19 protein-coding genes are annotated in these 21509 nt (G+C 66.3%); 10 read left to right on the top strand and 9 right to left on the bottom strand.

All coding sequences use genetic code 11. From position 1 onward, the window contains the following. From kdsA to kdsB, 3 genes are all read right to left on the bottom strand, one after another. A partial coding sequence (gene kdsA, locus WC815_22575) for a 3-deoxy-8-phosphooctulonate synthase (protein ID MFA5911572.1) occupies positions 1-560 on the bottom strand: 560 nt, incomplete at its 3' end. Beyond that, the gene (locus WC815_22570; protein MFA5911571.1) at positions 561-2231 is read right to left on the bottom strand and encodes a CTP synthase; all 1671 of its coding nucleotides are present in this window, start codon (positions 2229-2231) and stop codon (positions 561-563) included. Continuing rightward, positions 2228-3004: a 3-deoxy-manno-octulosonate cytidylyltransferase gene (gene kdsB, locus WC815_22565; protein ID MFA5911570.1), complete on the bottom strand. Its 777-nt coding sequence runs from the start codon at positions 3002-3004 to the stop codon at positions 2228-2230. The genes WC815_22570 and kdsB overlap by 4 nt, the downstream gene beginning before the upstream one ends. A gap of 185 nt (positions 3005-3189) precedes the next feature. On the opposite strand from kdsB, the gene WC815_22560 reads away from it, so the two are divergent. Next, positions 3190-3729, top strand: coding sequence for a hypothetical protein (locus tag WC815_22560; protein ID MFA5911569.1), 540 nt, complete (start codon positions 3190-3192; stop codon positions 3727-3729). Between the two features lie 59 nt (positions 3730-3788). Here the strand turns inward: WC815_22560 and serA are convergent, their stop codons facing one another. Then, complete coding sequence (serA, locus tag WC815_22555; GenBank protein MFA5911568.1) at positions 3789-5369, bottom strand: phosphoglycerate dehydrogenase; 1581 nt, start codon at positions 5367-5369, stop codon at positions 3789-3791. 253 nt (positions 5370-5622) lie between these two features. Here serA and mdh point away from each other — a divergent pair, with 253 nt between their 5' ends. After that, positions 5623-6555: a malate dehydrogenase gene (gene mdh, locus WC815_22550; GenBank protein ID MFA5911567.1), complete on the top strand. Its 933-nt coding sequence runs from the start codon at positions 5623-5625 to the stop codon at positions 6553-6555. Positions 6556-6592: 37 nt separating this feature from the next. Here mdh and WC815_22545 read toward each other — a convergent pair whose 3' ends face one another. The 3 genes from WC815_22545 to WC815_22535 are packed head-to-tail and all read right to left on the bottom strand — an operon-like array spanning position 6593 to position 9928. Continuing rightward, entirely contained in the window at positions 6593-7333 is a 741-nt protein-coding gene (locus WC815_22545; protein ID MFA5911566.1) for a succinate dehydrogenase/fumarate reductase iron-sulfur subunit, read from the bottom strand. A 5-nt stretch (positions 7334-7338) separates the two neighbouring features. After that, positions 7339-9252, bottom strand: a complete 1914-nt coding sequence (locus WC815_22540; protein ID MFA5911565.1) for a fumarate reductase/succinate dehydrogenase flavoprotein subunit — start codon at positions 9250-9252, stop codon at positions 7339-7341. 1 nt (position 9253) lies between these two features. After that, on the bottom strand, positions 9254-9928 hold the full coding sequence (locus tag WC815_22535; GenBank protein MFA5911564.1) for a succinate dehydrogenase cytochrome b subunit: 675 nt from the start codon (positions 9926-9928) through the stop codon (positions 9254-9256). A 98-nt stretch (positions 9929-10026) separates the two neighbouring features. Between WC815_22535 and sucC the strand changes: the two genes are divergently transcribed. Both sucC and sucD read left to right on the top strand, forming a co-directional pair. After that, the gene (gene sucC / locus WC815_22530) at positions 10027-11193 is read left to right on the top strand and encodes an ADP-forming succinate--CoA ligase subunit beta (protein MFA5911563.1); all 1167 of its coding nucleotides are present in this window, start codon (positions 10027-10029) and stop codon (positions 11191-11193) included. Continuing rightward, entirely contained in the window at positions 11193-12068 is an 876-nt protein-coding gene (sucD, locus tag WC815_22525; protein ID MFA5911562.1) for a succinate--CoA ligase subunit alpha, read from the top strand. The genes sucC and sucD overlap by 1 nt, the downstream gene beginning before the upstream one ends. 2 nt (positions 12069-12070) lie before the next feature. On the opposite strand, the gene WC815_22520 is transcribed toward sucD, so the two are convergent. Next, positions 12071-12595, bottom strand: coding sequence for a hypothetical protein (locus tag WC815_22520; GenBank protein ID MFA5911561.1), 525 nt, complete (start codon positions 12593-12595; stop codon positions 12071-12073). A 296-nt stretch (positions 12596-12891) separates the two neighbouring features. On the opposite strand from WC815_22520, the gene WC815_22515 reads away from it, so the two are divergent. From WC815_22515 to aspS, 6 genes are all read left to right on the top strand, one after another. Beyond that, a complete protein-coding gene (locus WC815_22515) occupies positions 12892-14019 on the top strand; it encodes a bifunctional chorismate mutase/prephenate dehydratase (GenBank protein MFA5911560.1) in 1128 nt (375 codons plus the stop codon). A 93-nt stretch (positions 14020-14112) separates the two neighbouring features. After that, positions 14113-14523 (top strand): nucleoside-diphosphate kinase, encoded by a 411-nt coding sequence (gene ndk / locus WC815_22510; GenBank protein ID MFA5911559.1) that lies wholly within the window; start codon positions 14113-14115, stop codon positions 14521-14523. 31 nt (positions 14524-14554) lie between these two features. Then, complete coding sequence (dcd, locus tag WC815_22505; protein ID MFA5911558.1) at positions 14555-15109, top strand: dCTP deaminase; 555 nt, start codon at positions 14555-14557, stop codon at positions 15107-15109. 23 nt (positions 15110-15132) lie between these two features. After that, positions 15133-15639: a gamma carbonic anhydrase family protein gene (locus WC815_22500; protein MFA5911557.1), complete on the top strand. Its 507-nt coding sequence runs from the start codon at positions 15133-15135 to the stop codon at positions 15637-15639. Next, the gene (gene hisS / locus WC815_22495; GenBank protein ID MFA5911556.1) at positions 15636-17015 is read left to right on the top strand and encodes a histidine--tRNA ligase; all 1380 of its coding nucleotides are present in this window, start codon (positions 15636-15638) and stop codon (positions 17013-17015) included. The genes WC815_22500 and hisS overlap by 4 nt, the downstream gene beginning before the upstream one ends. Before the next feature lie 53 nt (positions 17016-17068). Next, positions 17069-18835, top strand: coding sequence for an aspartate--tRNA ligase (aspS, locus tag WC815_22490; protein MFA5911555.1), 1767 nt, complete (start codon positions 17069-17071; stop codon positions 18833-18835). Positions 18836-18886: 51 nt separating this feature from the next. Here the strand turns inward: aspS and WC815_22485 are convergent, their stop codons facing one another. Continuing rightward, positions 18887-21502: a protein kinase gene (locus WC815_22485; protein ID MFA5911554.1), complete on the bottom strand. Its 2616-nt coding sequence runs from the start codon at positions 21500-21502 to the stop codon at positions 18887-18889. Between the last annotated feature and the right edge of the window lie 7 nt (positions 21503-21509).

Raw genomic sequence — 21509 nt, 5'->3', positions numbered from 1 at the left:
ATCGGGAAGGCGCGGGGGTCCACGACGAGGTTGTTGTAGCCGAACGACACGCCGCGCTCGGTCACGAGAATCTGCGAATTGCCGGACTCCGCAATCTTGGCGACGACGTGGCGCATGTCGCGGGGGGCGAGGAACTGGCCCTTCTTGACGTTGACCACCCGTCCGGTTCGCGCCGCGGCCACCAGCAGGTCGGTCTGGCGCGACAGGAACGCGGGGATCTGCAGGATGTCCACCACCGCGGCGGCCGCCGCCACCTGGCTGACCTCGTGGACGTCGGTCAGGATCGGGAGTCCGGTGCGGGCCTTGACCTTGGCCAGCACCTTGAGCCCTTCGGTGAGGCCCGGGCCGCGGTACGAGGACAGGGACGTGCGGTTGGCCTTGTCGAACGACGCCTTGAACACGACGGGCGCGCCGACCCGCGCCGCAATCTCCGCGATGGCGACGCCGAGGTCCACGGCGTGCGACTCGCTTTCGATGACGCACGGGCCGAGGATGAAGGCCAGCGGATGGCCGGTGCCGAACGTGACGGATCCGGCACTGACCGGCGAGACAGGCTGCACCTAGGCCTCGCTCTTGGCCACGCGCACCGGCTCGCGGCCGTCGGCTTGTTGCTTCTGCAGCTTGGCGGCTTCGACGAAGCTCGAGAACAGCGGATGCGGCTTGAGCGGGCGCGACTGGAATTCCGGGTGGAACTGGACGGCCACGTACCACGGATGGTCGGCCAGCTCCGCAATCTCGACGAACTTGCCGTCGGGCGATCGCCCCGAGATGCGCATGCCGTGTTCGGCGAGCGTGGGCTCGTAGAGGCAGTTGAACTCGAACCGGTGGCGATGGCGTTCGTGAATCAGGTCGGTGCCGTAAATCCGGCGCGCCAGCGAGCCGGGCGCCAGCTCGCAGGCGTAGCGGCCCAGGCGCATGGTGCCACCCAGTTCGTCCACGCCGAGCAGGTCGCGCAGCTTGTAGATCACCTTGTGGGGCGCCGCCTCGTCCACTTCCGTGGAGTCGGCGCCATCGAGACCGCAGACGTTGCGGGCGAACTCAACGGTCGCCCACTGGAACCCGTAGCAGATGCCGAAGAAGGGAATGCGGTGCGTGCGCGCGAACTCGGATGCCTTCATCATGCCGCGCGTGCCGCGCGAGCCGAACCCGCCCGGTACCAGGATGGCGGTGGCGCCTTCGAGCAGCCGCGAGCCGCCTTCCTGTTCGAGGGCCTCGGACTCGACCCACTGGATGTTGATGCGGACGTGGTTCGCGAAGCCGCCGTGATACAGCGCTTCGTTGAGCGACTTGTACGAGTCCTCGTAGCCCGTGTACTTGCCGACCACGTGGATGGTGAGCTCGTCTTCGGGGTTCTTGATCCGGTGGACCAGTTCCTCCCAGGGCTGCATGCGCGACTCGCTGGGCGGCAGGTGCAGGTACTTCAGGATCACGCCGTCGAGGCCCTCGTCTCGCAGCGAGAGCGGCACCTCGTAGATGGTCGGGACGTCTTTCGCCGTGATCACGGCCTCTTCGTTGACGTCGCAGAACAGGGCGATCTTCTGCTTGATCTCACGCGCCAGGATGCGATCGGTCCGGCACAGCAGGATGTCGGGCTGGATGCCGATCGACCGCAGGTCGCGGACGCTGTGCTGGGTCGGCTTGGTCTTGAGCTCACCGGCGGCGCCGATGTACGGCACCAGCGTGAGGTGCACGTAGATGGTGTTCTCGCGGCCGACGTCCTGCCGGAACTGGCGAATGGCTTCGAGGAACGGCAAGCTCTCGATGTCGCCGACCGTGCCGCCGATTTCGACCAGCACCACGTCAACGTCGCGGCCGGCCTGGCGGATGCAGTCCTTGATCTCGTTGGTGATGTGCGGGATCACCTGCACCGTGCGGCCCAGGTAGTCGCCGCGGCGTTCCTTCTGAATCACCGACATGTAGATCTTGCCGGTGGTCCAGTTGCTGTTGCGCGTCGCGGTCATGGTGGTGAACCGCTCGTAGTGGCCCAGATCCAGGTCGGTCTCGGCCCCATCGTCGGTCACGTACACCTCGCCGTGCTGATACGGGCTCATGGTGCCCGGATCGACGTTGATGTAGGGATCGAACTTCTGGAGCGTGACCTTGTAGCCGTGGCCTTCGAGCAGCGCGCCAATCGAGGCCGCGGCCAGCCCCTTGCCAAGCGACGACACGACGCCGCCGGTCACGAAGATGTATTTGGTCTGCTTGCCGGTGTTTTCCATCGCGGGTCTCACGAGGCCATGTAGGGCGCCCCCTCATGGGGCGCCGCCATCATCAGGTGTCGAACGCGTTCGAGGTCCGCGGGCGTGTCGACCCCGGCCGAAGCGTGAATGGTGGACACGACCTGGATCCCAATGCCGTTGGAGAGGGCCCTGAGCTGCTCCAGGGACTCGAGGGTCTCCAGCGGGGCAGGGGGGAGGGCGGCTAACTTCAGCAGGACGTCGCGCCGATAAACATAAAGACCAACATGAGCCGCGCTTCCGGGCATCGCCGAGCGGGAAAAGTAGAGCGCCCGTCCCCTGAGGTCGGTCACGACCTTGACGACGCTCCGGCTCGTGAGCTCGTGGTCACCGGCCAGCGGCCGGCTGAGCGTGCTCATCTCGAGCGCGGCATCGGCCAGCATCGGGGCCACGGCGGCGTCGATGGTGCCGGGTTCAATCAGCGGTTCGTCGCCCTGGACGTTGACCACCAGCCGGCAGGCGACCTGCGCGGCCACCTCGGCCAGGCGGTCGGTGCCGCTGACGTGGTCGGTGCGGGTCATGATCGCGGCGCCGCCGAACGACTCCACGGCGCGGGCGATCCGTTCGTCATCGGTCGCGACAATCGTCGCGTGCACGAGCCGGGCCGCCGCGGTGCGGCGGTAGACGTGCTCGATCATCGGATGACCGGCGATGTCGGCGAGAATTTTTCCGGGGAGACGGGTGGCGTGGAACCTCGCCGGGATAATGGCGAGAACCGACGATTCAGTCAGCGTAAATGGAAGACGCTCGACCGAATTGGGGTGCACGACGAATCATACCACAGCGATTTCCAGGCCCATGTGGCGTCCGGCTTTAGCCGAACCACTGTGGCATCCGGCTTCTTGACCGCCATAACCTTGGCGAAGGTGGTTAGCCGGACCGGTGTAACGGCTGCGGGAGCCTCCTGGTCCAATGGAAGAGAACCCGTCGCGGCGATATGATGGTCAGAGCGATGGCCCCACGAACGGTGCTCCTCATTGGCGCGATCAGCCTCACCGCCGGTTGGCTGGTGGGGACCTCGACCTCGACGAGCCGGCAGGACGCGCCCGCGGCGCGCGAACGCTCCGCGCCCAGGCCGCTGGGCAGCCCGGCCACCGTGGCGCCGTTCACGCGGCAGTTGCGCGAGCGCCTGGACTCGCAGCCCGTTCGAACGCCGTCGCCCGGCCGTAATCCGTTCGTCTTCGGCGCGCGCCGGCCGGCAGTCACCTCGCGGCAGCAGTTGGCCTCGGCCGCGGAACCGGTAGTGGCGGCGGCCATGCCAGCACCGTTTCCGGCCGAACCGCCTCCGCCGCAGTTTCGATTGTCCGGGATTGCGTCGAGCCAGCAGGACGGCGCGACGGTGCTGACGGCGATCGTCAATGACAACGGGGCGCTCGCCTTCGTGAAGGCCGGCGACAAGCTTTCGAACGGCTACAGCGTGGTCCGCGTGGACGACACCGCCATCGTCATTGTTGACGCCGGGGGCATCACCCAAACACTTCGCCTGCCTTAGCAATGTGGCGTCCGCCTTTAGGCGGACACCACATCAGACAATTCGGCTAAAGCCGGATGCTACACGCGGACCAACCAGGCGTCCTTGACGGCCTTCACCGCGCGGATCGCCTTCAGCACATCTTCGCCGATCTGATCGCCCGGCTCATCCACGTTGACCGCGCCGACCGCGCCGTTGTCGCTGCGGCCGAGCGCGAAGTTGGCGATGTTGATGCCGTGCTTGCCGAGAATGGTGCCGACCTCGCCGATCACGCCGGGCTGGTCGTTGTTGGCCAGCAGGAGCAGCGTGCCGTTGAGGGGGGCTTCGATGGGCACGCCGTTCAGCAGGACCAGGCGCGACCCGCCGTTGGCCGCCACCGTGCCTTCGACCCAGCGCTCGCCGTCGCTGGTGGTGAGCTTCACCGACAGCAGGCTGCGGTACTCGCGGGCCCGCGTGCTGGATGACTCGACCAGGTCGATGCCACGGGCGGTGGCCACCGCCCGTGCGTTCACTTCGGTGACCGTGTCGTTCAGGATGGCCTGGAACAGGCCAACGAGCACCGCGTTGACAATCAGCGGATGCTGACCGGCCGCGAGGTCGCCGTAGTAGCGCACGCCGAGGCTCTCGATGCGCGCTTCGCCCATTTGAGCCACCAGGCAGCCGAGCTGTTTGCCCAACTTGATGAACGGCTGCAAGCGCTGGAACTCTTCCGGCGCCACCGACGGAAAATTGACGGCGTTGCGGATCACGCCGGTCTTGAGGAAATCGCGCAAGGCCGAGGCCGTTTCGACACCCACCAGCTCCTGGCCCTCGCGGGTTGAGGCGGCAATATGCGGACTCGCCACCACCTGGGGCAACTGCTGAAGCGTGTGGTCGGTGGTCGGCTCCTGCGTGTACACATCCAGCGCCGCGCCGCCGATCTGGCCGCAGTTGATGGCATCCACCAGCGCCGCCTCGTCGATCAAGTCGCCGCGGGCCGTGTTGATGAGTTTCAGGCCTTTCTTGCAGGCCGCGAACCGCGCCGCGTTGAAGATGTGGCGCGTCTGGGGCGTCGAGGGCATGTGCAGCGACAGAAAATTGGCGCGCGCGCACAGGTCGTCGAACGAGACCAGCTCCACGCCCAGCTCCGCCGCGACGTGCGCGGAAATGAACGGGTCGTGCGCAATCACCGTCATCTCGAACGACTGCGCGCGGCGGGCCACTTCCTGGCCGATGCGGCCGAGACCGGCCAGGCCGAGGACCTTGCCGCGGACTTCCTCGCCGAGAAACGACTTCTTGTCCCACTTGCCTTGCTTCATCGAGGCGTCGGCGGCGGGCAGCTTGCGGGCCAGCGACAGCAGCTGCGCCATGGCCAGCTCGGCCACGCTGATGCTGTTGGCGCCCGGCGCGTTCATCACGACGATGCCGCGCGTGCTGGCGGCCTCGACGTTGACGTTGTCCACGCCGGTTCCGGCGCGGGCGATGGCGCGCAGCTTCGGGGCGGCGGCGATGATGTCGGCGGTGACCTTGGTGGCGCTGCGCACGACAATCGCGTCGGCCTCGACCAAATCACCTTTCAATTGTTCGGGGGTTCGACCTGAACGCGCATCCACCGTCCATCCTTCGGAGCGGAGCAGTTCGAGGGCGGTCTTCGGGAGATCGTCGGCAACAACAATCAACATGCAGCGGCGAGCCTTTGCGGTTTGAATGTGAACTATGAAACGGGAACAGTGTGAGCCGATATAATACTGCACTTGTGTCGATGTGACGCGTGAAGGGTGACGGCGCAACGCACCACGGATGGTGCAATCCGCTGATTTGTTCCGAAACGCGAGCGTTACACGGTGTTCATGCGCGGTTTTCCACAAGGTTTTCCACAGAAACTGTGGATCGCGCGCGGACGGTTACAGGGAATCTGACCTAACGGAGTCATTCATGAATCGGAAAGTTACGGTCGTTGGTGGTGCGGGAAATGTCGGCGCAACCGTCGCGCGTTGCATCGCGCAGAAAGAGCTCGCTGATGTCGTGGTCATCGACATCGCCGAGACCAAGGCGGCGGGCGTGGCCCTCGACATTTACGAATCGTGCCCGATCGAAGGATCAGCCTCGCGCGTCGTCGGTGTTGGCACGAAAGATTTCGCGGAGAGCGCCAACTCCGACGTGGTCGTGATTACGTCGGGCATGCCGCGCAAGCCTGGCATGAGCCGTGACGACCTGCTGAAGGTCAACTACGAAATCATGCAGAACGTGACGGCGGAAGTCGTCAAGTACTCGCCGAACTGCATCATCGTGCCGGTGGCCAACCCGCTGGACGCGATGTCGCAGGCCGTCTACAAGCTGAGCAAGTTCCCCCGCGAGCGCGTGATCGGCATGGCCGGCGTGCTCGACTCGGCTCGCATGAGCACGTTCATCGCCATGGAACTCGGGGTTTCGGTGGAGAACGTCTCGTCCTTCGTGCTCGGCGGACACGGTGACACCATGGTGCCCCTGCCGCGTTTCACCACGGTCGCCGGCATTCCGATCACGGAATTGTTGCCGGCCGACAGAATTGCCGCGATTTGCGAGCGCACCGCCAACGGCGGCGCCGAAATCACGAAACTGGTCGGCACCAGCGCCTGGTACGCGCCCGGCGCGTCCGCGGCCCTCATGGTCGAGGCGATCCTGAAGGATCAGAAGAAGATCATGCCGTGCTCGGTCTACCTGCAGGGCGAGTACGGGATCCACGACCTGTTCGTGGGCGTGCCGGTGAAGCTGGGCGCCAAGGGCGTGGAACAGATCATCCAGATCAAGCTCACCGCCGAAGAGCAGGCCGCCTTCAACAAGTCAGCCGGTGCCGTAAAGGAACTCGTGGATGTGATCGGCGTCTAGACAACCAGCCCCGTAGGGCACCCCTTTACGGGGTGCCTTATTTCACCATCGCTCGAAGGAAGTCCCGGTTCATCCGCGCAATATTGGAGATCGGGATTTCCTTCGGGCACACCGCTTCGCATTCCCCTTCGTTCGAACAGCTCCCGAACCCTTCGTCATCCATCTGCGCCACCATGCGGACCACGCGGCGGTCGCGTTCGGGCTCGCCCTGCGGCAACAGGCCGAGGTGCGTGATCTTGGCGGAGGTGAACAGGTGAGCGGCGGCGTTCTTGCAGGCCGCGACGCAGGCGCCGCAGCCGATGCACTGGGCGGAATCCATGGCCCGGTCAGCGATGTCCTTGGCGATGGGCAGGTTGTTGGCCTCGGGTGCGCCGCCGGCGTTCATCGACACGTAACCGCCCGCGGCGATGATGCGGTCGAACGCCGCACGGTCCACGACCAGGTCCTTGAGCACGGGGAAGGCCTTGGCCCGGAACGGCTCAATGGTGATGGTCTCGCCGTTACGGAACCGCCGCATGTGCACCTGGCAGGTGGTGGCGCCCTTGTCGGGCCCGTGCGGGATTCCGTCGATGACCAGCCCGCAGCTGCCGCAGATGCCCTCGCGGCAGTCCGAGTCGAACGCAATCGGGTCCTGGCCCTTGCGAATCAGGTCTTCGTTGACCACGTCCAGCATCTCGAGAAACGACATGTCGGGGTGGATGTTGCCGGCCACGTAGTCCACCAGCTTCCCGGGTTGCCCCGGTCCGGGCTGGCGCCACACTTTCAATTTCACCGTCATCGCCATCACTTGTAGCTCCGCTGCGTCGGGTGGACTTCCTCGAAGACCAGGGCTTCCTTGTGCAGCTCCGGTCGCGTCCCCACGCCCTTGAATTCCCACGCCGCCACGTACGAATACTCGTCGTCTTTTCGAAGCGCCTCGCCGTCGGGGGTCTGGTATTCCTCGCGGAAGTGCCCGCCGCACGACTCGCGCCGCTCGAGCGCGTCGAGGGCCAGCACCTCGGCAAATTCCATGTAGTCGGCCACCCGGCCGGCGTAGTCGAGACCCGGGTTCAGGTTGCTGACCTCGCCGGACACGGCGACGTCCTGCCAGAACTCCTCGCGGAGGCGGCGAATCTGCACGATGGCTTCGGCCAGCCCGGCTTCGGTGCGCGCCATGCCGACGTGATCCCAGCAGATGGCGCCAAGGGAGCGGTGGAACTCGCGCACCGTGCGCTTGCCCTTGACCTGCAGCACGCGGTCGATGCGCCCCTGCGCCTCGGCCTTGGCGGCGCCGAACGCGTCGTGCGAGGCCGGCACGGGAGGCAGGCTCGTCCCGCCCAGGTAGTTGGCCACGGTGTAGGGCGCGACGAAATAGCCGTCGGCCAGGCCCTGCATCAGGGCGCTGGCGCCCAGCCGGTTGGCGCCGTGGTCGGAGAAGTTCGCTTCGCCCAGCACGAACAGGCCCGGCACGGTGGACATCAGGTTGTAGTCCACCCACAGGCCGCCCATCGCGTAGTGCACGGCGGGGTAGATGCGCATGGGCGCCTCATACGGGTTCTCGTCCGTAATCCGGGCGTACATGTCGAACAGGTTGCCGTAGCGCGCCTTGATGGTGTCAACGCCGTGGCGCTTGATGGCGTCGGCGAAGTCGAGGTAGACCGACAGGCCCGAGTCGCCGGCGCCGTGGCCGTCGTCGCACACGGCCTTGGCGGCCCGCGATGCGACGTCGCGCGGCACGAGGTTGCCGAAGGCGGGGTAGCGCCGTTCCAGGTAGTAGTCGCGTTCCGAGTCGGGAATCTGCGCCGGCGGGCGCTTGTCGCCCTGCTTCTTCGGCACCCAGACCCGGCCGTCGTTGCGCAGGCTCTCCGACATCAGGGTGAGCTTCGACTGATGATCGCCGCTCACCGGGATGCAGGTCGGGTGAATCTGCGTGAAGCACGGGTTGGCGAAAAAGGCGCCGCGCTTGTGGGCGCGCCAGGCCGCAGTGACGTTCGAGTTCACGGCGTTGGTCGACAGGTAGAACACGTTGCCATAGCCGCCCGTGCAGAGCAGCACGGCGTCGGCCTCGTGCGACTCGAGCTCGCCGGTGACCAGGTTGCGGCAGACGATGCCCCGGGCCTGGCCGTTGACGACCACCAGGTCGAGCATCTCGCGCCGCTGGAACAGGGAGACCGTGCCGGCGTCCACCTGCCGCATCATCGACTGGTAGGCGCCCAGCAGGAGTTGCTGGCCGGTCTGGCCGCGGGCGTAGAACGTGCGCGACACCTGCGCGCCGCCGAACGAGCGGTTGTCCAGCAGCCCGCCGTACTCGCGCGCGAAGGGCACGCCCTGCGCCACGCACTGGTCGATGATGTTCACCGACATCTGGGCGAGGCGATAGACGTTGGCTTCGCGGGCGCGATAGTCGCCGCCCTTGATGGTGTCGTAGAACAGGCGGTAGGCGCTGTCGCCGTCGTTGCGATAGTTCTTCGCCGCGTTGATGCCGCCCTGCGCGGCAATGCTGTGCGCGCGGCGGGGGCTGTCGTGAATGCCGAACACTTTCACCGGGTAGCCGAGCTCACCCAGCGAGGCGGCCGCCGAGGCGCCGGCCAGGCCGGTGCCCACCACGATGACCTGGAACTTCCGCCGGTTGGCGGGGTTCACCAGCTTGTTTTCGAACTTGCGCCGGTCCCACTTGTCGCCAATCGGGCCGCTGGGCGTTCGTGAATCGAGAGTCATGTCAGTTACGCCCCACGACGAAGGTAAACACCGGCAGCAGGGCGAAGCCCGCGGTAATCACGGCGGTCAGCAGCCGGCCGGTCCAGACAATACGCGGCGTCCACTGCGGGCTGTCCACGCCGAACGACTGCGCGGCGCTCGAAATGCCGTGCCAGAGGTGAAAGCCAATCACGCTCATGCACACCAGATAGAAGGCGACGTAGGTCGGATCGCTAAACACCGCCAGTTGCAGCCGATACAGGTCGCGAATGCCTTCCGCGGTCTCGTAATAGGGCCCGTACTTGAAGGTGATCAGGTGCGTCACGACGAACAAGAGCGTGATCGTCCCGGTCAGGATCATCGTGGTGGACGACAGGCTCTTGCGGCTGCGGTCGTTCTTGCCCTTGGCCCACTTGTGCGTCGCGTACCGCTCGGGCCGGGCGCCGCGGTTGGCCACGACCATCCCGACCGTCTTGAAGATGTGGAGCGCGAAGATGGCCACCAGGCCGGCTTCGGCGCCGAGAATCAGCGGGTTGCTGATCAGCGAGTGCGAGTAGTGATTGAACGCGTCCGGTCCGGCGATGAACAGCAGGTTGCCCGCCAGGTGGGCAATCAGGAAGACGAACAGAGATAGCCCGGTGAACGCGATGAGGAACTTGGAGCCGATGGATGAGGAAAACGCTTTCAGCGGTGTCATTAAGGAGGTGCTCAACGGTTGATATTATCATCCCGAAGGCGCGTGACGCTGGTCGTCCCCCTTTATGGGGCGCCGTGTAATAAACTAATCGCCTCCACATGAAAATTCACGAGTACCAAGCCAAAGCTGTCCTCTCCAAGTACGGCGTGCCGGTTCCCCGCGGGGAAGTGGCGTTCACGCCCGAAGAAGTGCACGACATCGCCAAGCGCCTCGGCGGCCCCATCGCGGTGGTGAAGGCACAGATTCACGCCGGCGGCCGCGGCAAGGCCGGCGGCGTCAAGCTCACCAAGTCGGCCGAAGAAGCCGAGGCCGTGGCGCGCGAGCTGCTGGGCAAGACGCTCGTGACCTACCAGACCGGCCCCGACGGCCAGAAGATCTCGCGGCTGCTCGTCGAAGAGGGCCTCGCCATTGACCGCGAGCTCTACCTCGGCCTGGTGGTCGATCGCTCCACCCAGCGCATCGTCCTCATGGTCAGCCGTGAGGGCGGCGTTGAGATTGAGAAGATCGCCGAGGAGTCGCCGGAGAAGATTCACAAAGTGTTCATCCACCCGGGCGTCGGCCTGCAGCCGTTCCAGGCGCAGCAACTCGGGTTTGCGCTGGGCCTCACGGGCGACTCCCTCAAGAAGGGCGTCAAGATGATGATGGCCCTCTACCAGGCCTTCATCGCGACCGACGCGTCGATCCTCGAAATCAACCCGCTGATTGTGACCAAGAGCGGCGACCTGCTGGCGCTCGACGCCAAGATGAACTTCGACGACAACGCGATGTACCGCCACCCGGACATTCGCGAGCTGCGCGACGTCAGCGAAGAGGACCCGCTGGAGGTCGAGGCCTCGAAGTTCTCGCTCAACTACATCCGCCTCGACGGCACCATCGGCTGCATGGTCAACGGTGCCGGCCTGGCCATGGCGACCATGGACATCATCAAGCTGGCCGGCGGGTCGCCCGCCAACTTCCTCGACGTGGGCGGCGGCGCCAACGCCGAGCAGATCCGCAACGCGTTCAAGATCCTGATGTCCGACAAGAACGTGAAGGCCGTGCTGATCAACATCTTCGGCGGCATCCTGCGCTGTGACGTGCTCGCCGCCGGCGTGATTGCGGCGGTGAAGGAACTCGGCGTGCCGGTGCCGATCGTGATTCGCATGAAGGGAACCAACGTCGAGGAAGGAAAGAAGATGCTTGCCGAGAGCGGGCTGAACTTTGCGACCGCCGACACGATGGGCGAGGCGGCCGACAAGGTCGTTGCACTCGCGGGGGGTCGTTAATGGCAGTTCTGCTCGACAAGAACACGCGGCTGATCGTGCAAGGCATCACGGGGCGCGAGGGCACGTTCCACGCCAAGGCCGCCGCCGCGTATCACACCAAGGTCGTCGGCGGCGTGACGCCCGGCAAGGGCGGCACCACCCACGAAGGCTGGCCGGTGTTCAACACCGTCGCCGATGCGGTGAAGGAGACCGGCGCCAACGCGTCGGTGATCTTCGTGCCGCCGCCGTTTGCCGCCGACGCGATCATGGAGGCGGCCGAGTCAGGCGTGGGCCTCGTGGTCTGCATCACCGAGGGTATTCCGGTCATGGACATGCTGAAGGCCATGACGTTCCTGAAGGACTATCCCGGCACCCGCCTGATTGGTCCGAACTGCCCGGGCATCATCTCGCCGGGCAAGGGCAAGGCCGGCATCATTCCCGCCAATATCTGCAAGGAAGGCCGCATCGGCATCGTCTCGAAGAGCGGCACGCTCACCTACGAGGCGATCGATCAGCTGACGCGCCAGGGGTTGGGGCAGAGCACCTGCATTGGCATCGGCGGCGACCCGATGATCGGGACGACGCACATCGACGCGTTGGGGCTGTTCCAGGACGATCCGGAAACCGACGCGGTGATCATGATTGGCGAGATCGGCGGCTCGGCCGAGGAAGAAGCGGCGGCCTGGATCAAGGACCACTTCACGAAGCCGATCGTGGCCTTCATTGCCGGCCAGACCGCGCCTGAAGGCCGCCGCATGGGCCACGCCGGCGCGATTATCGCGGGCGGCAAGGGCACGGCAGCCGAGAAGATGGCGGCCCTCACCGCCGCGGGCGTCCGCGTCGTCAAGAGCCCGGCCGACATGGGCCAGGCGCTTGTCGACGTAATGAAGAAGTAGCGCTACCTCGTGCTGGGGCAGGAGCTCGAGATCATCTTGAGCTCCTCGACCTTCAGCTTGAGCAGCGTGATCGGGATGTCGTGGGCGTTGGGCGACGTGGCCGGGTTCACACCGGCATTGATGGCCGGTGTCACCACGTCGCGGCCGGGGCCTTCGATCTCGACCAGCAAACCGGTGCCGTCCTCGCCCGGTTCCAGCTCGATCTCTGATTTTTCCACGTCTGTAATCTTGCCGGTCAGTTGGATGGTGTGGCCGAGGTGGGCCTTCATGTCGTCGCCGCGCTTGTCGATCCAGTACATGCGCGCGCCGTGCTTGCCCATGCGGGAGAGACCGGCCGGCCATTCCTTGACCTGGCTGAGCAGGTAGGTGTCTTTCTTCTGGCCGGCGATCACGCAACCCTGCAGTGTGACCGTGGCGCCCTTGTCATACTTATGGCCGTCCACGTTCCCTTGTGCGGAAACGTGTGACCCTCCGGCGGCCAGGCCAACGACCACCAGGGCCCAACCGGAAAAGCGAAAGTTCGTCATGTTCACCCTCATTTATTGGCAAACAGCCCGAACATCGGGCGGCGCCACCGAACCAAGTTGCATAAGCATGGCCACCCCGACCTCGGCTATACTGCGCCAAGTGATTCGCGGCTCGCAGTCCTTTACGTCCTTTACCACCGGCGGCTTTACGGCCGCCAGGGGAGGCGTGTAGGGTCCGGGCCGCAAGCAGCCAGTTAGGCAATTCACAAGGACCTGAAGCCGCCGCCCCAGTTCACGCTGGGGCGGCGGTTTTCTTTTTTGGGGAAGGTGTGGAGGACGTGATGACCAGTCAGGATTTGGCTTCGCTTCGGAAGAGCCTTGATGACATCGACGCCGTGCTCGTGTCGGCGCTCGGCGAGCGCGCCCGGTTGGCGCGCGACATTGCCCGCGTGAAGGCGGATGGCGACGGCCCGGTGCGCGACGCCGATCGCGAAACCGCGCTGCTGCAGCACCGATCGGCGGTTGGCGAGCGGCTCGGGCTCGACCCGGCGTTCGTCCGGCGTATCTTCCGCGAGATCCTGGACGACTCCCTGCGCCGGCAGCACGACATGCTGCAGACGGCGCCCGACACCGCCCAGCCGGAGCTGCGCGTGGCGTTCCAGGGAACCGAGGGCGCCTACGGGCACCAGGCGGCGCTGCAGCACTTCGGCGTCACCAGCCGGGCCGTCGGGCTCAAGGCCTATCCGACGTTCAAGGAGATGCTGGAGGCGGTGATCGAAGGCCACGTCGATCGCGGGATGCTCCCGATTGAGAACACCACGGCCGGCTCGGTCTACGAGGCCTACGACCTGCTCCTGCGCTACAACCTGTCGCTGGTGGGCGAGGAGATCGTCGACGTCCGGCACTGCCTGCTCGGCGTCGCCGACGTCCCGGTGGAGTCGATCCGCCGCATTCACTCGCATCCGCAGGCGCTGGCCCAGTGCAGCGAGTTCCTGGCCGGGCTGCCGGGTTGCGAAGGCGTCGCCGCCGGCAACACCGCCCTGGCGGCCCAGCACGTGCGGGACCTGAAGGATCCGACGGAGGCCGCCATTGCCAGCGAGGAGGCGGGGGCGCACTTCGGGCTGCACGTCCTGCGGCGCGACATCGCCAATCAGGCCGTCAACTACACCCGGTTCGTGGTGGTTGCCGCCAGCCCGATCGATTGCGACCCGCGCATTGCCGCCAAGGTGTCGATGGTGTTCTCGACCCGCCATGAGCACGGCGCCCTGGTCCGCTGCCTCAACATCATCGCGAACGAGGGCCTGAACCTGACCAAGCTCGAGTCGCGGCCGCGGCCCGGCACGCCCTGGGAGTACGTCTTCTACATCGACGTGGAAGGCCACCTCGGCGAGCCCCGGGTGCAGGCGGCCCTGGCCGGCCTGGCGGCGAGGACGGTGTTTCTCAAGGTGTTGGGGTGCTATCCGTCCCGCGAGCTGCCGCGATGAAGACCCGCCTCCGCGGCCTTCGGCCGCTACGGCGAGGTCTCGCCGAAGCTTGGCTGATCAAACCCAAGCGTAGGCGGATATAATTGTGCGGATATGGAAAGAACGTTTGCCATCATTAAGCCGGACGCCGTCAAGAAGGGCGTCGCCGGACAGATTCTCGCTCGCATCGAAGGGGCCGGGTTCCGCGTTGTCGGCATGCGCATGATCCACATGAGCAAGGCCGAGGCCGAGGGCTTCTACCACGTGCACCAGGCGCGGCCGTTCTTCGGCGGCCTCACCGACTTCATGTCGTCGGGCCGGTGCGTCGTGCTGTGCCGCGAGGCTCCGGACGCGATCAAGAAGTGGCGCGACCTGATGGGCGCGACCGACCCGGCCAAGGCCGAGGCCGGCACGATGCGCAAGGACTTCGGCGCGTCGATCGACAACAACGCGACGCACGGCTCGGACGCGCCGGACACCGCCGCCTTCGAACTCGGCTATTTCTTCCGCGGAATGGAACTGTAGGGCACCCCTTTAGGGGTGCCGGGTGAGGCGCATGTCGATTAAGCCGGACCGGTGGATTCGCAAGATGGCCCTCGAGCACGGCATGATCGAGCCGTTCGAGGATCGGCAGGTGCGCGCGGGCGTGGTGTCGTACGGCGTCTCGTCGTACGGCTACGACTGCCGCGTCGGCAACGAGTTCAAGGTGTTCACCAACGTCTACAACACGGTGGTGGACCCGAAGAACTTCGACCCCAAGTCGTTTGTCGACATCACCGGCGATGAATGCATCGTCCCGCCGAATTCCTTCGCGCTGGCGTCGACGGTGGAGTACTTCCGGATTCCCCGTGACGTGCTGACGATCTGCCTCGGCAAGTCCACCTACGCGCGCTGCGGCATCATCGTCAACGTCACGCCCTTCGAGCCGGAGTGGGAAGGGCACGTCACGATCGAGATTTCGAACACGACCCCGCTCCCGGCGAAGATCTACGCCAACGAGGGCATCGCGCAGGTGCTGTTCTTCCAGAGTGACGAGCCGTGCGAGATCTCCTACAAGGACAAGAAGGGCAAGTACCAGGCGCAGCGCGGGGTTACGCTTCCCAAGATTTAGTGATTTGGTGAGCTGGTGATCTCGTGATTCGTTCATTCAAGGGCCGGACTCCGCTCGTGGCGGCCGGCAGCTACGTTGACCAGAGCGCCCAGGTGATTGGCGACGTCGAGATTGGCGCCGAGTCTTCGGTCTGGATGAACGTCGTCATTCGCGGCGACGTCAACCGCATCCGCATCGGCGCCCGCACCAACATCCAGGACCTGACGATGATCCACGTGATGCGCGACACGCATCCGACGATCATCGGCAACGAGGTGACGATCGGGCACTCGGCGGTGGTGCACGGGACCACGATCGAGGATCGCGTCCTGGTGGGCATGGCGGCGGTGCTGCTCAACGGCGTGCATGTCGAGTCGGACTGCGTGATCGCCGCCGGCACGCTGCTGACCGAGGGCACGCGCATTCCCGCCCGCTCGCTGGTGATGGGCCGGCCGGGGAAGGTGAAGCGCCAGCTCACCGACGAAGAAGTCGCCGAGATTCGCTGGTATGCGGACAACTACGTGAACTATCGCCTGGATTACCTGGCATGAACACCGGACCTGCCCGCGGCATGCGCGACTTCCTGCCGGAAGACGTGCGCAAGCGCCGCCATGTGATCGGCGTGATCGCCGACGTCTACCAGCAGTACGGGTTCGAGCCGCTCGAGACCCCGTCGGTCGAAAACCTCGAAACGCTCCAGGGGAAATACGGCGAAGAGGGCGACCGCCTCATCTTCAAGATTCTCAAGCGCGGCGAGGGCGCGGAAACCGGGCAGGCCGACCTGGCGCTGCGCTACGACCTGACGGTGCCACTGGCCCGCGTCGTCGCGGAGTATCGCGCCAGGCTGCCGAAGTTCTTCAAGCGCTATCAAGTGCAACCGGTGTGGCGCGCCGACCGCCCGCAGAAGGGCCGCTTCCGCGAGTTCTATCAGTGCGATGTCGACGCCATCGGCTCGAAGGCGATGGTCGTCGAAGCCGAACTGCTGGCAGCGGCGAACGATGTGCTGACGCGGCTGGGCTTTGCCAACTTCACCATCCGCCTGAATCACCGGCGCGTGCTCACCGGCATGCTGGACGCGGGCGGCGTGCCGTCGCACCTGCACAACGACGCGCTGGTGGCCATCGACAAGCTGGACAAGATCGGGCGCGACGGCGTCGCCGCCGAGTTCGAGGCCCGTGGCATTCCGTTCAGCGGCGCCTCGCTCATTCTCGAGTTCTTCACCGCCGTCCAGGCGGCCGCGGCCGATGCCGACCAGGACCCGGCGCGCTTTAATCGCGAGACCCTCGCGCGCCTGACCGGCCTGGTCTCGGCTGACGGCGCCGCCGGCGTGGCGGAGCTGCAGGAGATTGTCCGGTTGAGCGGCGCCACGGGCGCGGCCTCCCGCATCCGGATCGATCCCAGCCTGGCCCGTGGCCTGTCGTACTACACCGGGTCGATCTTCGAGATTGCCGTGCCCGACCTCGCCGGCAGCCTCGGTGGCGGCGGCCGCTACGACAACCTGATCGGCATGTTCTCGGGCGAGGACGTGCCCGCCTGCGGCATTTCGCTGGGGCTCGAACGCATCCTGGTAGTGATGGGGGAGCGCAACATGTTCCCGCCGTCCCTGGTGGCCACGCCCGCTGACGTCATGGTCGTGCAGTGGTTCGCCGGGCGCACCGAGCTCTACCTGGCGCTGGCCACCGAGCTGCGGGCGGCGGGCCTGCGCGTCGAGCTCTATCCTGAGGCGCCGGCCGAAGATAATCAGAAGGGCGTCATCGTCAAGCAGTTCCAGTATGCGCAGGCGAGGGGTATTCCATTTGCAGCGGTCATTGGAAAACCCGAGCTGGAAGCAGGTACTGTGACTGTTCGCACTCTCGCGACGCGCCAGGACGAACAACGACCGCGGGCCGATGTGGCCGCGTATCTGAAGACCTTGATCTCCGGCTAAAGCCGGAGGCTACATTACGAAGCCGGCGGAAGCCGGAGGCTACAGAAGAGACAATGGCTGAACAGCTCGGATCGCTCGCTCGCACGCACACTTGTGGCGCCCTGCGCCCCGTTGACGTCGGCCAGGACGTCGTCCTGCTGGGGTGGGTGCACCGTGTCCGCGACCTCGGGTCGCTGTTGTTTCTCGACGTGCGCGATCGCCACGGCCTGACCCAGGTCATTGTCGAAGGCGACGAGGCGCTGCTCGAGCGCGTCAAGCGCATCCGCTCCGAGTTCGTGGTCGCGATTCTTGGCGAGGCCGAGCGGCGATCGCCCGAGACCATCAACCTGTCGCTGCCCACCGGCGAGGTCGAGGTGCGCGCGAAAGAAGTGCGCATTCTCAACGAGGCCAAGACGCCGCCGTTCTCGATTGCGGAAGACCAGAACGTCTCGGAAGAGACCCGGCTGAAGTATCGCTATCTCGACCTGCGGCGCCCGCAGTTGCAGCACAACCTGGCCCTGCGGCACCGCATCACGATCGCGCTGCGCAAGTACTTCGACGAACACGGCTTCTACGAGATCGAAACGCCGATCCTGACCAAGTCAACGCCCGAGGGCGCGCGCGACTTCCTGGTGCCAAGCCGCGTGCACCCGGGCGAGTTCTACGCGCTGCCGCAGTCGCCGCAGATCTTCAAGCAGATCCTGATGATCGCCGGCTTCGATCGCTACGTGCAGATCGCCCGCTGTTTCCGCGACGAGGCGCTGCGTGCCGATCGGCAGCTCGAGTTCACGCAGGTGGACCTCGAGATGTCGTTCGCGACGCCGCCGATGGTGTACGAGATCGTCGAGGGCGCGCTGGCGGCGTGCTTCAAGGAGATCGGCGTGGACATCCCGCGCCCCTTCCGTCGCATGGCGTATGCCGAGGCCATGGCGAAGTACGGCTCCGACAAGCCGGACCTGCGGTTCGGCCTCGAGATCCAGGACTTCGGGCCGCTCTTCGCCGAGTCGCCGTTCGGCATCTTCCGCGAAGCCGTCGCCCATGGCGGCACCATCCGCGGCTTCGTGATTCCCGGCGCGGCGAAGTTCTCGCGGCGCGAGGTCGATGAACTGGTCGAACAGGCGAAGCAGTTGGGCGCCGCCGGACTCATTTACGCGCGCCACACCGCCGAGGGCGTGCAGGCGTCGGCGAAGGCGATTGGCGAGGAGGGCACGCGCACGGTGCTCGAGGCGTCAGGCGCATCGAAGGAGGACCTGCTGGTGCTGGCCTCGGGCGCCCCCGACGCGGCGTCGAAGGTGCTCGGCCAACTCCGCCTGCAGGTTGCGAAAAAACAGAACCTGATCCCGGCCGGCAAGTGGGAGCTGACCTGGGTCACGGACTTCCCGCTGTTCGACTGGAACGCCGGCGAGAAGCGCTGGGATTCGGTAAACCATCCTTTCACCGCGCCGCGCGAGGAAGACCTGCACCTGCTGCAGTCGGATCCCGGCAAGGTGATGGCCAAGGCCTACGACGTCATCCTCAACGGATGGGAGTTGGGGGGCGGCAGCATCCGTATCCACGACCGCGAAACCCAGGCCAACGTGTTCCGCCTGCTGGGGCTGTCGGACGAGGATGCGAAGAACCGGTTCGGCTTCTTCCTCGAATCCCTGGAGTACGGCACGCCGCCGCACGGCGGCCTGGCCCTCGGCCTCGACCGCATTTGCGCGCTGCTGGCGGGCGAGACGTCGATCCGCGAGGTCATCCCGTTCCCGAAGACCACGCAGGCCGTGGATTTGATGTGCGACGCGCCGTCCTCCGTAGATCCGCGCCAGATGCGTGAGCTGCATATCAAGCCCATCGCCTGAGTGGGTGCCTACTGGAATGCCTTCATAGGTAGGATCGTAAGGACTCAGGATCTAGCGCGGAGCGCCGCGCCAATTCAGGATCGCCGTGAGCGGCTGCTCGTCGGCCACCAGGTCAGGGACGATGGCCAGGAACCGTTTGCCATCGGGGGCGAGGTCGAAGTCGATCCAGCCCTTCTCCCCAACGCCGAACAGCGTGACAGCCACCCCCAGGGTGATGGCCGGCGCCGATCGGAACGGTACCGAGACGAGCCGGCGATCAAGCGACAGGTAGATGATCTCCCGGCCGTCGGGCGGCCACCTCGCCATCACGGCTCCGCCGACCGACACGGGCACGGCCGCGCCGCCCGCCACCGCCGCTACGTAGATCTCCTGGCGGCCTGACTCGGTGGAGGTGAAGGTGTAGTGCCGTCCGTCAGGGGAGTAGCGCAGGCTTCCTTCGTTGGCCCTGGAGCGGCGCAGCACCGTGGCCTTCGACGGTTCCGCCAGCGGGAGTGTCCAGAGAACGAAGTTGCCGTTGTCCCCGCGCTCCGAGTATGCCAGCCGCGTTCCGTCTGGAGATACATCGCTGGCAATCTGAAATCGGGTGCCCGGCAACAGCACCTCGGTCTTGCTGGTCGCCAGGTTGTGACGGTTGAGCCGCGGCGCGTTCCCGACGGGGACGCCGTAGATCACGTCGTCGGTCCCGGGCACTGGGACCGGATACACTTCCGTGCGCACATCTTCCGGCGTGAGCCGCGATTCGGTGCCGCGGCTGAGATCGACCGACCACACGTCGAAGGTCCCGGTGCTTGGCAGGGCGCGGCTCAGCAGCGCCGCCTGGCCCGACGGTGTGATGCGAAGGCTGATGTCGTCTCCCGGTGATCCCACCGAGCCGCCCTCGTGCCCGGCCCGGTCGACCCAGGCCAGCCGCGAGCGGTCACGCTGGGCTTGGTACACGATCGACCCGCTTCGCGAGGCCGCAAAGGCGGCGGCGCCCGTGGTCAGGAAGAAGCGGACCTGGGGGGCCATTGCGATCGGCTCGCCAGCCAGCTGGCCGGTTGCTGCGTCGAACCGCTGGGCCATCAGCGTGCCGTGCTTGGCGAACACCAGGTGTCCGCTGTCGAGATACGCCACGTTTGACTCAATCGGCCCGACACGCACAGCCGCCTCGCCGGGCGCCGCCCGTTGAAGCCACCGGCCATCAGCCGTGTTCAGCAAGTACAGATACGACCGGCCATCCGGCAGGTGGTGCGGGAACTGCACCTTCGTCTCGCCGCGAGCCGGATCTGGCTTGACGAGCACCGTCGCGGGCCCGCCGGCGGTGGTCACGCGGTAGATGGCCTGGCCTTCCGAGCTGGCGAAGAGGATTTCTCCGTTGGCGCCCCAGGTGCCAGAAAGCCCGCTTCCCCGAGGTACCTCGGCGAGGGGAAGTGCCACGCCCGTGGTCAGGTCGAGCCGCCTCAACATCCCGCCGGCGAAGAACGCGAGGGCGCTGCCATCGGGCGACCAGAACACCGACTCGGCTCCTTCCGTGCCCGGCAGGGGCTTCGCGTCGACCGCCGTCAGGCGTCGCAGCCATGCGCGACGGACTCCGTCGCCATCGGTGGCGACAAACGCCAGGTCGCGGCCATCGGGCGAGATGGCAAACGTGACCATATCGGCGTTGTACGCAAAGGCGCGGGTCGGCGGGTTGACGTGCAGGTCGAGCCGCTCCGGGATGCCGGACCGTGTCGAATCGCGCGTGAGGAGGCTGGCGACGGCGATGACCATCGCGATGGCTGCCAGGGTCCAGCCGAGCCACGGGCTGCGCGCCCCGCGCGGCTGCGCATCGACGGGCCGCGCGGCGACATCGTCCGCCGCCAGTTGCAGCGCCACGTCGTGCGCCGACTGCCAGCGCGTGTCGGGGTCCTTGGCCAGGCACTCGCGCACGAGGCGATCAAAGGCGGGCCCCACCTCGGGCCTGATCGACGACACCGGTGGCGGGTCCTGGTGGAGGATGGCCCCGGTGATGGTGGCGGCGTTGTCGCCGGTGAAGGCTCGCGTGCCGGTGGCCATTTCGTGGAGCACGGCGCCGAGCGCGAACAGGTCGCTGCGCGTGTCGGCGGGCCGGCCCTGGAGCACCTCGGGCGCCATGTACGGCGCGGTGCCGAGCCATGTGCCCTGCGAGGTGAGCGGGGTGACGGTGGGGGCATCGGCGGCGGTCGGCGCCGGCTGCAGGGCCTTGGCCAGGCCGAAATCCAGCAGCTTCACGCCCGATGACGTGAGCATCACGTTGCCAGGCTTGAGGTCCCGGTGCACGATGCCTTCGCGATGGGCGGCCGCAATCGCCTGGGCGATCTGAACGCCGTAGCGGTGGAGTTCGTCCAGCGGCAGCGGCCCCTTGGCGAGGTGCGCCGCCAAGGTCTCGCCTTCGATCAGTTCCATTACGAGGTACTCGATGCCGTCGGCATTTCCGACGTCGAAGAGCGCGCAGACGCGGGGATGCGAGAGACGCGAGATGGCGCGAGCCTCCCGCTCGAAGCGTTCGCGCGTGGCCGCCGTCGGCGCCGCGTCGGCGCGGAGCACCTTCACCGCCACGGCGCGGTCGAGCCGTGTATCGCGCGCGCGGTACACCTGTCCCATGCCGCCCGCACCGAGCAACGACTGGATTTCGTACGGACCGAGGCGGGTTCCCTTCGGCAGGCTCATGCGGTCA

It is taken from the genome of Vicinamibacterales bacterium, from assembly GCA_041659285.1.
GTDB lineage: Bacteria > Acidobacteriota > Vicinamibacteria > Vicinamibacterales > UBA2999 > 12-FULL-67-14b.
The sequence above is the reverse complement of the archived record's forward strand: the minus strand, read 5'-3'. Positions and strand labels throughout refer to the sequence as shown.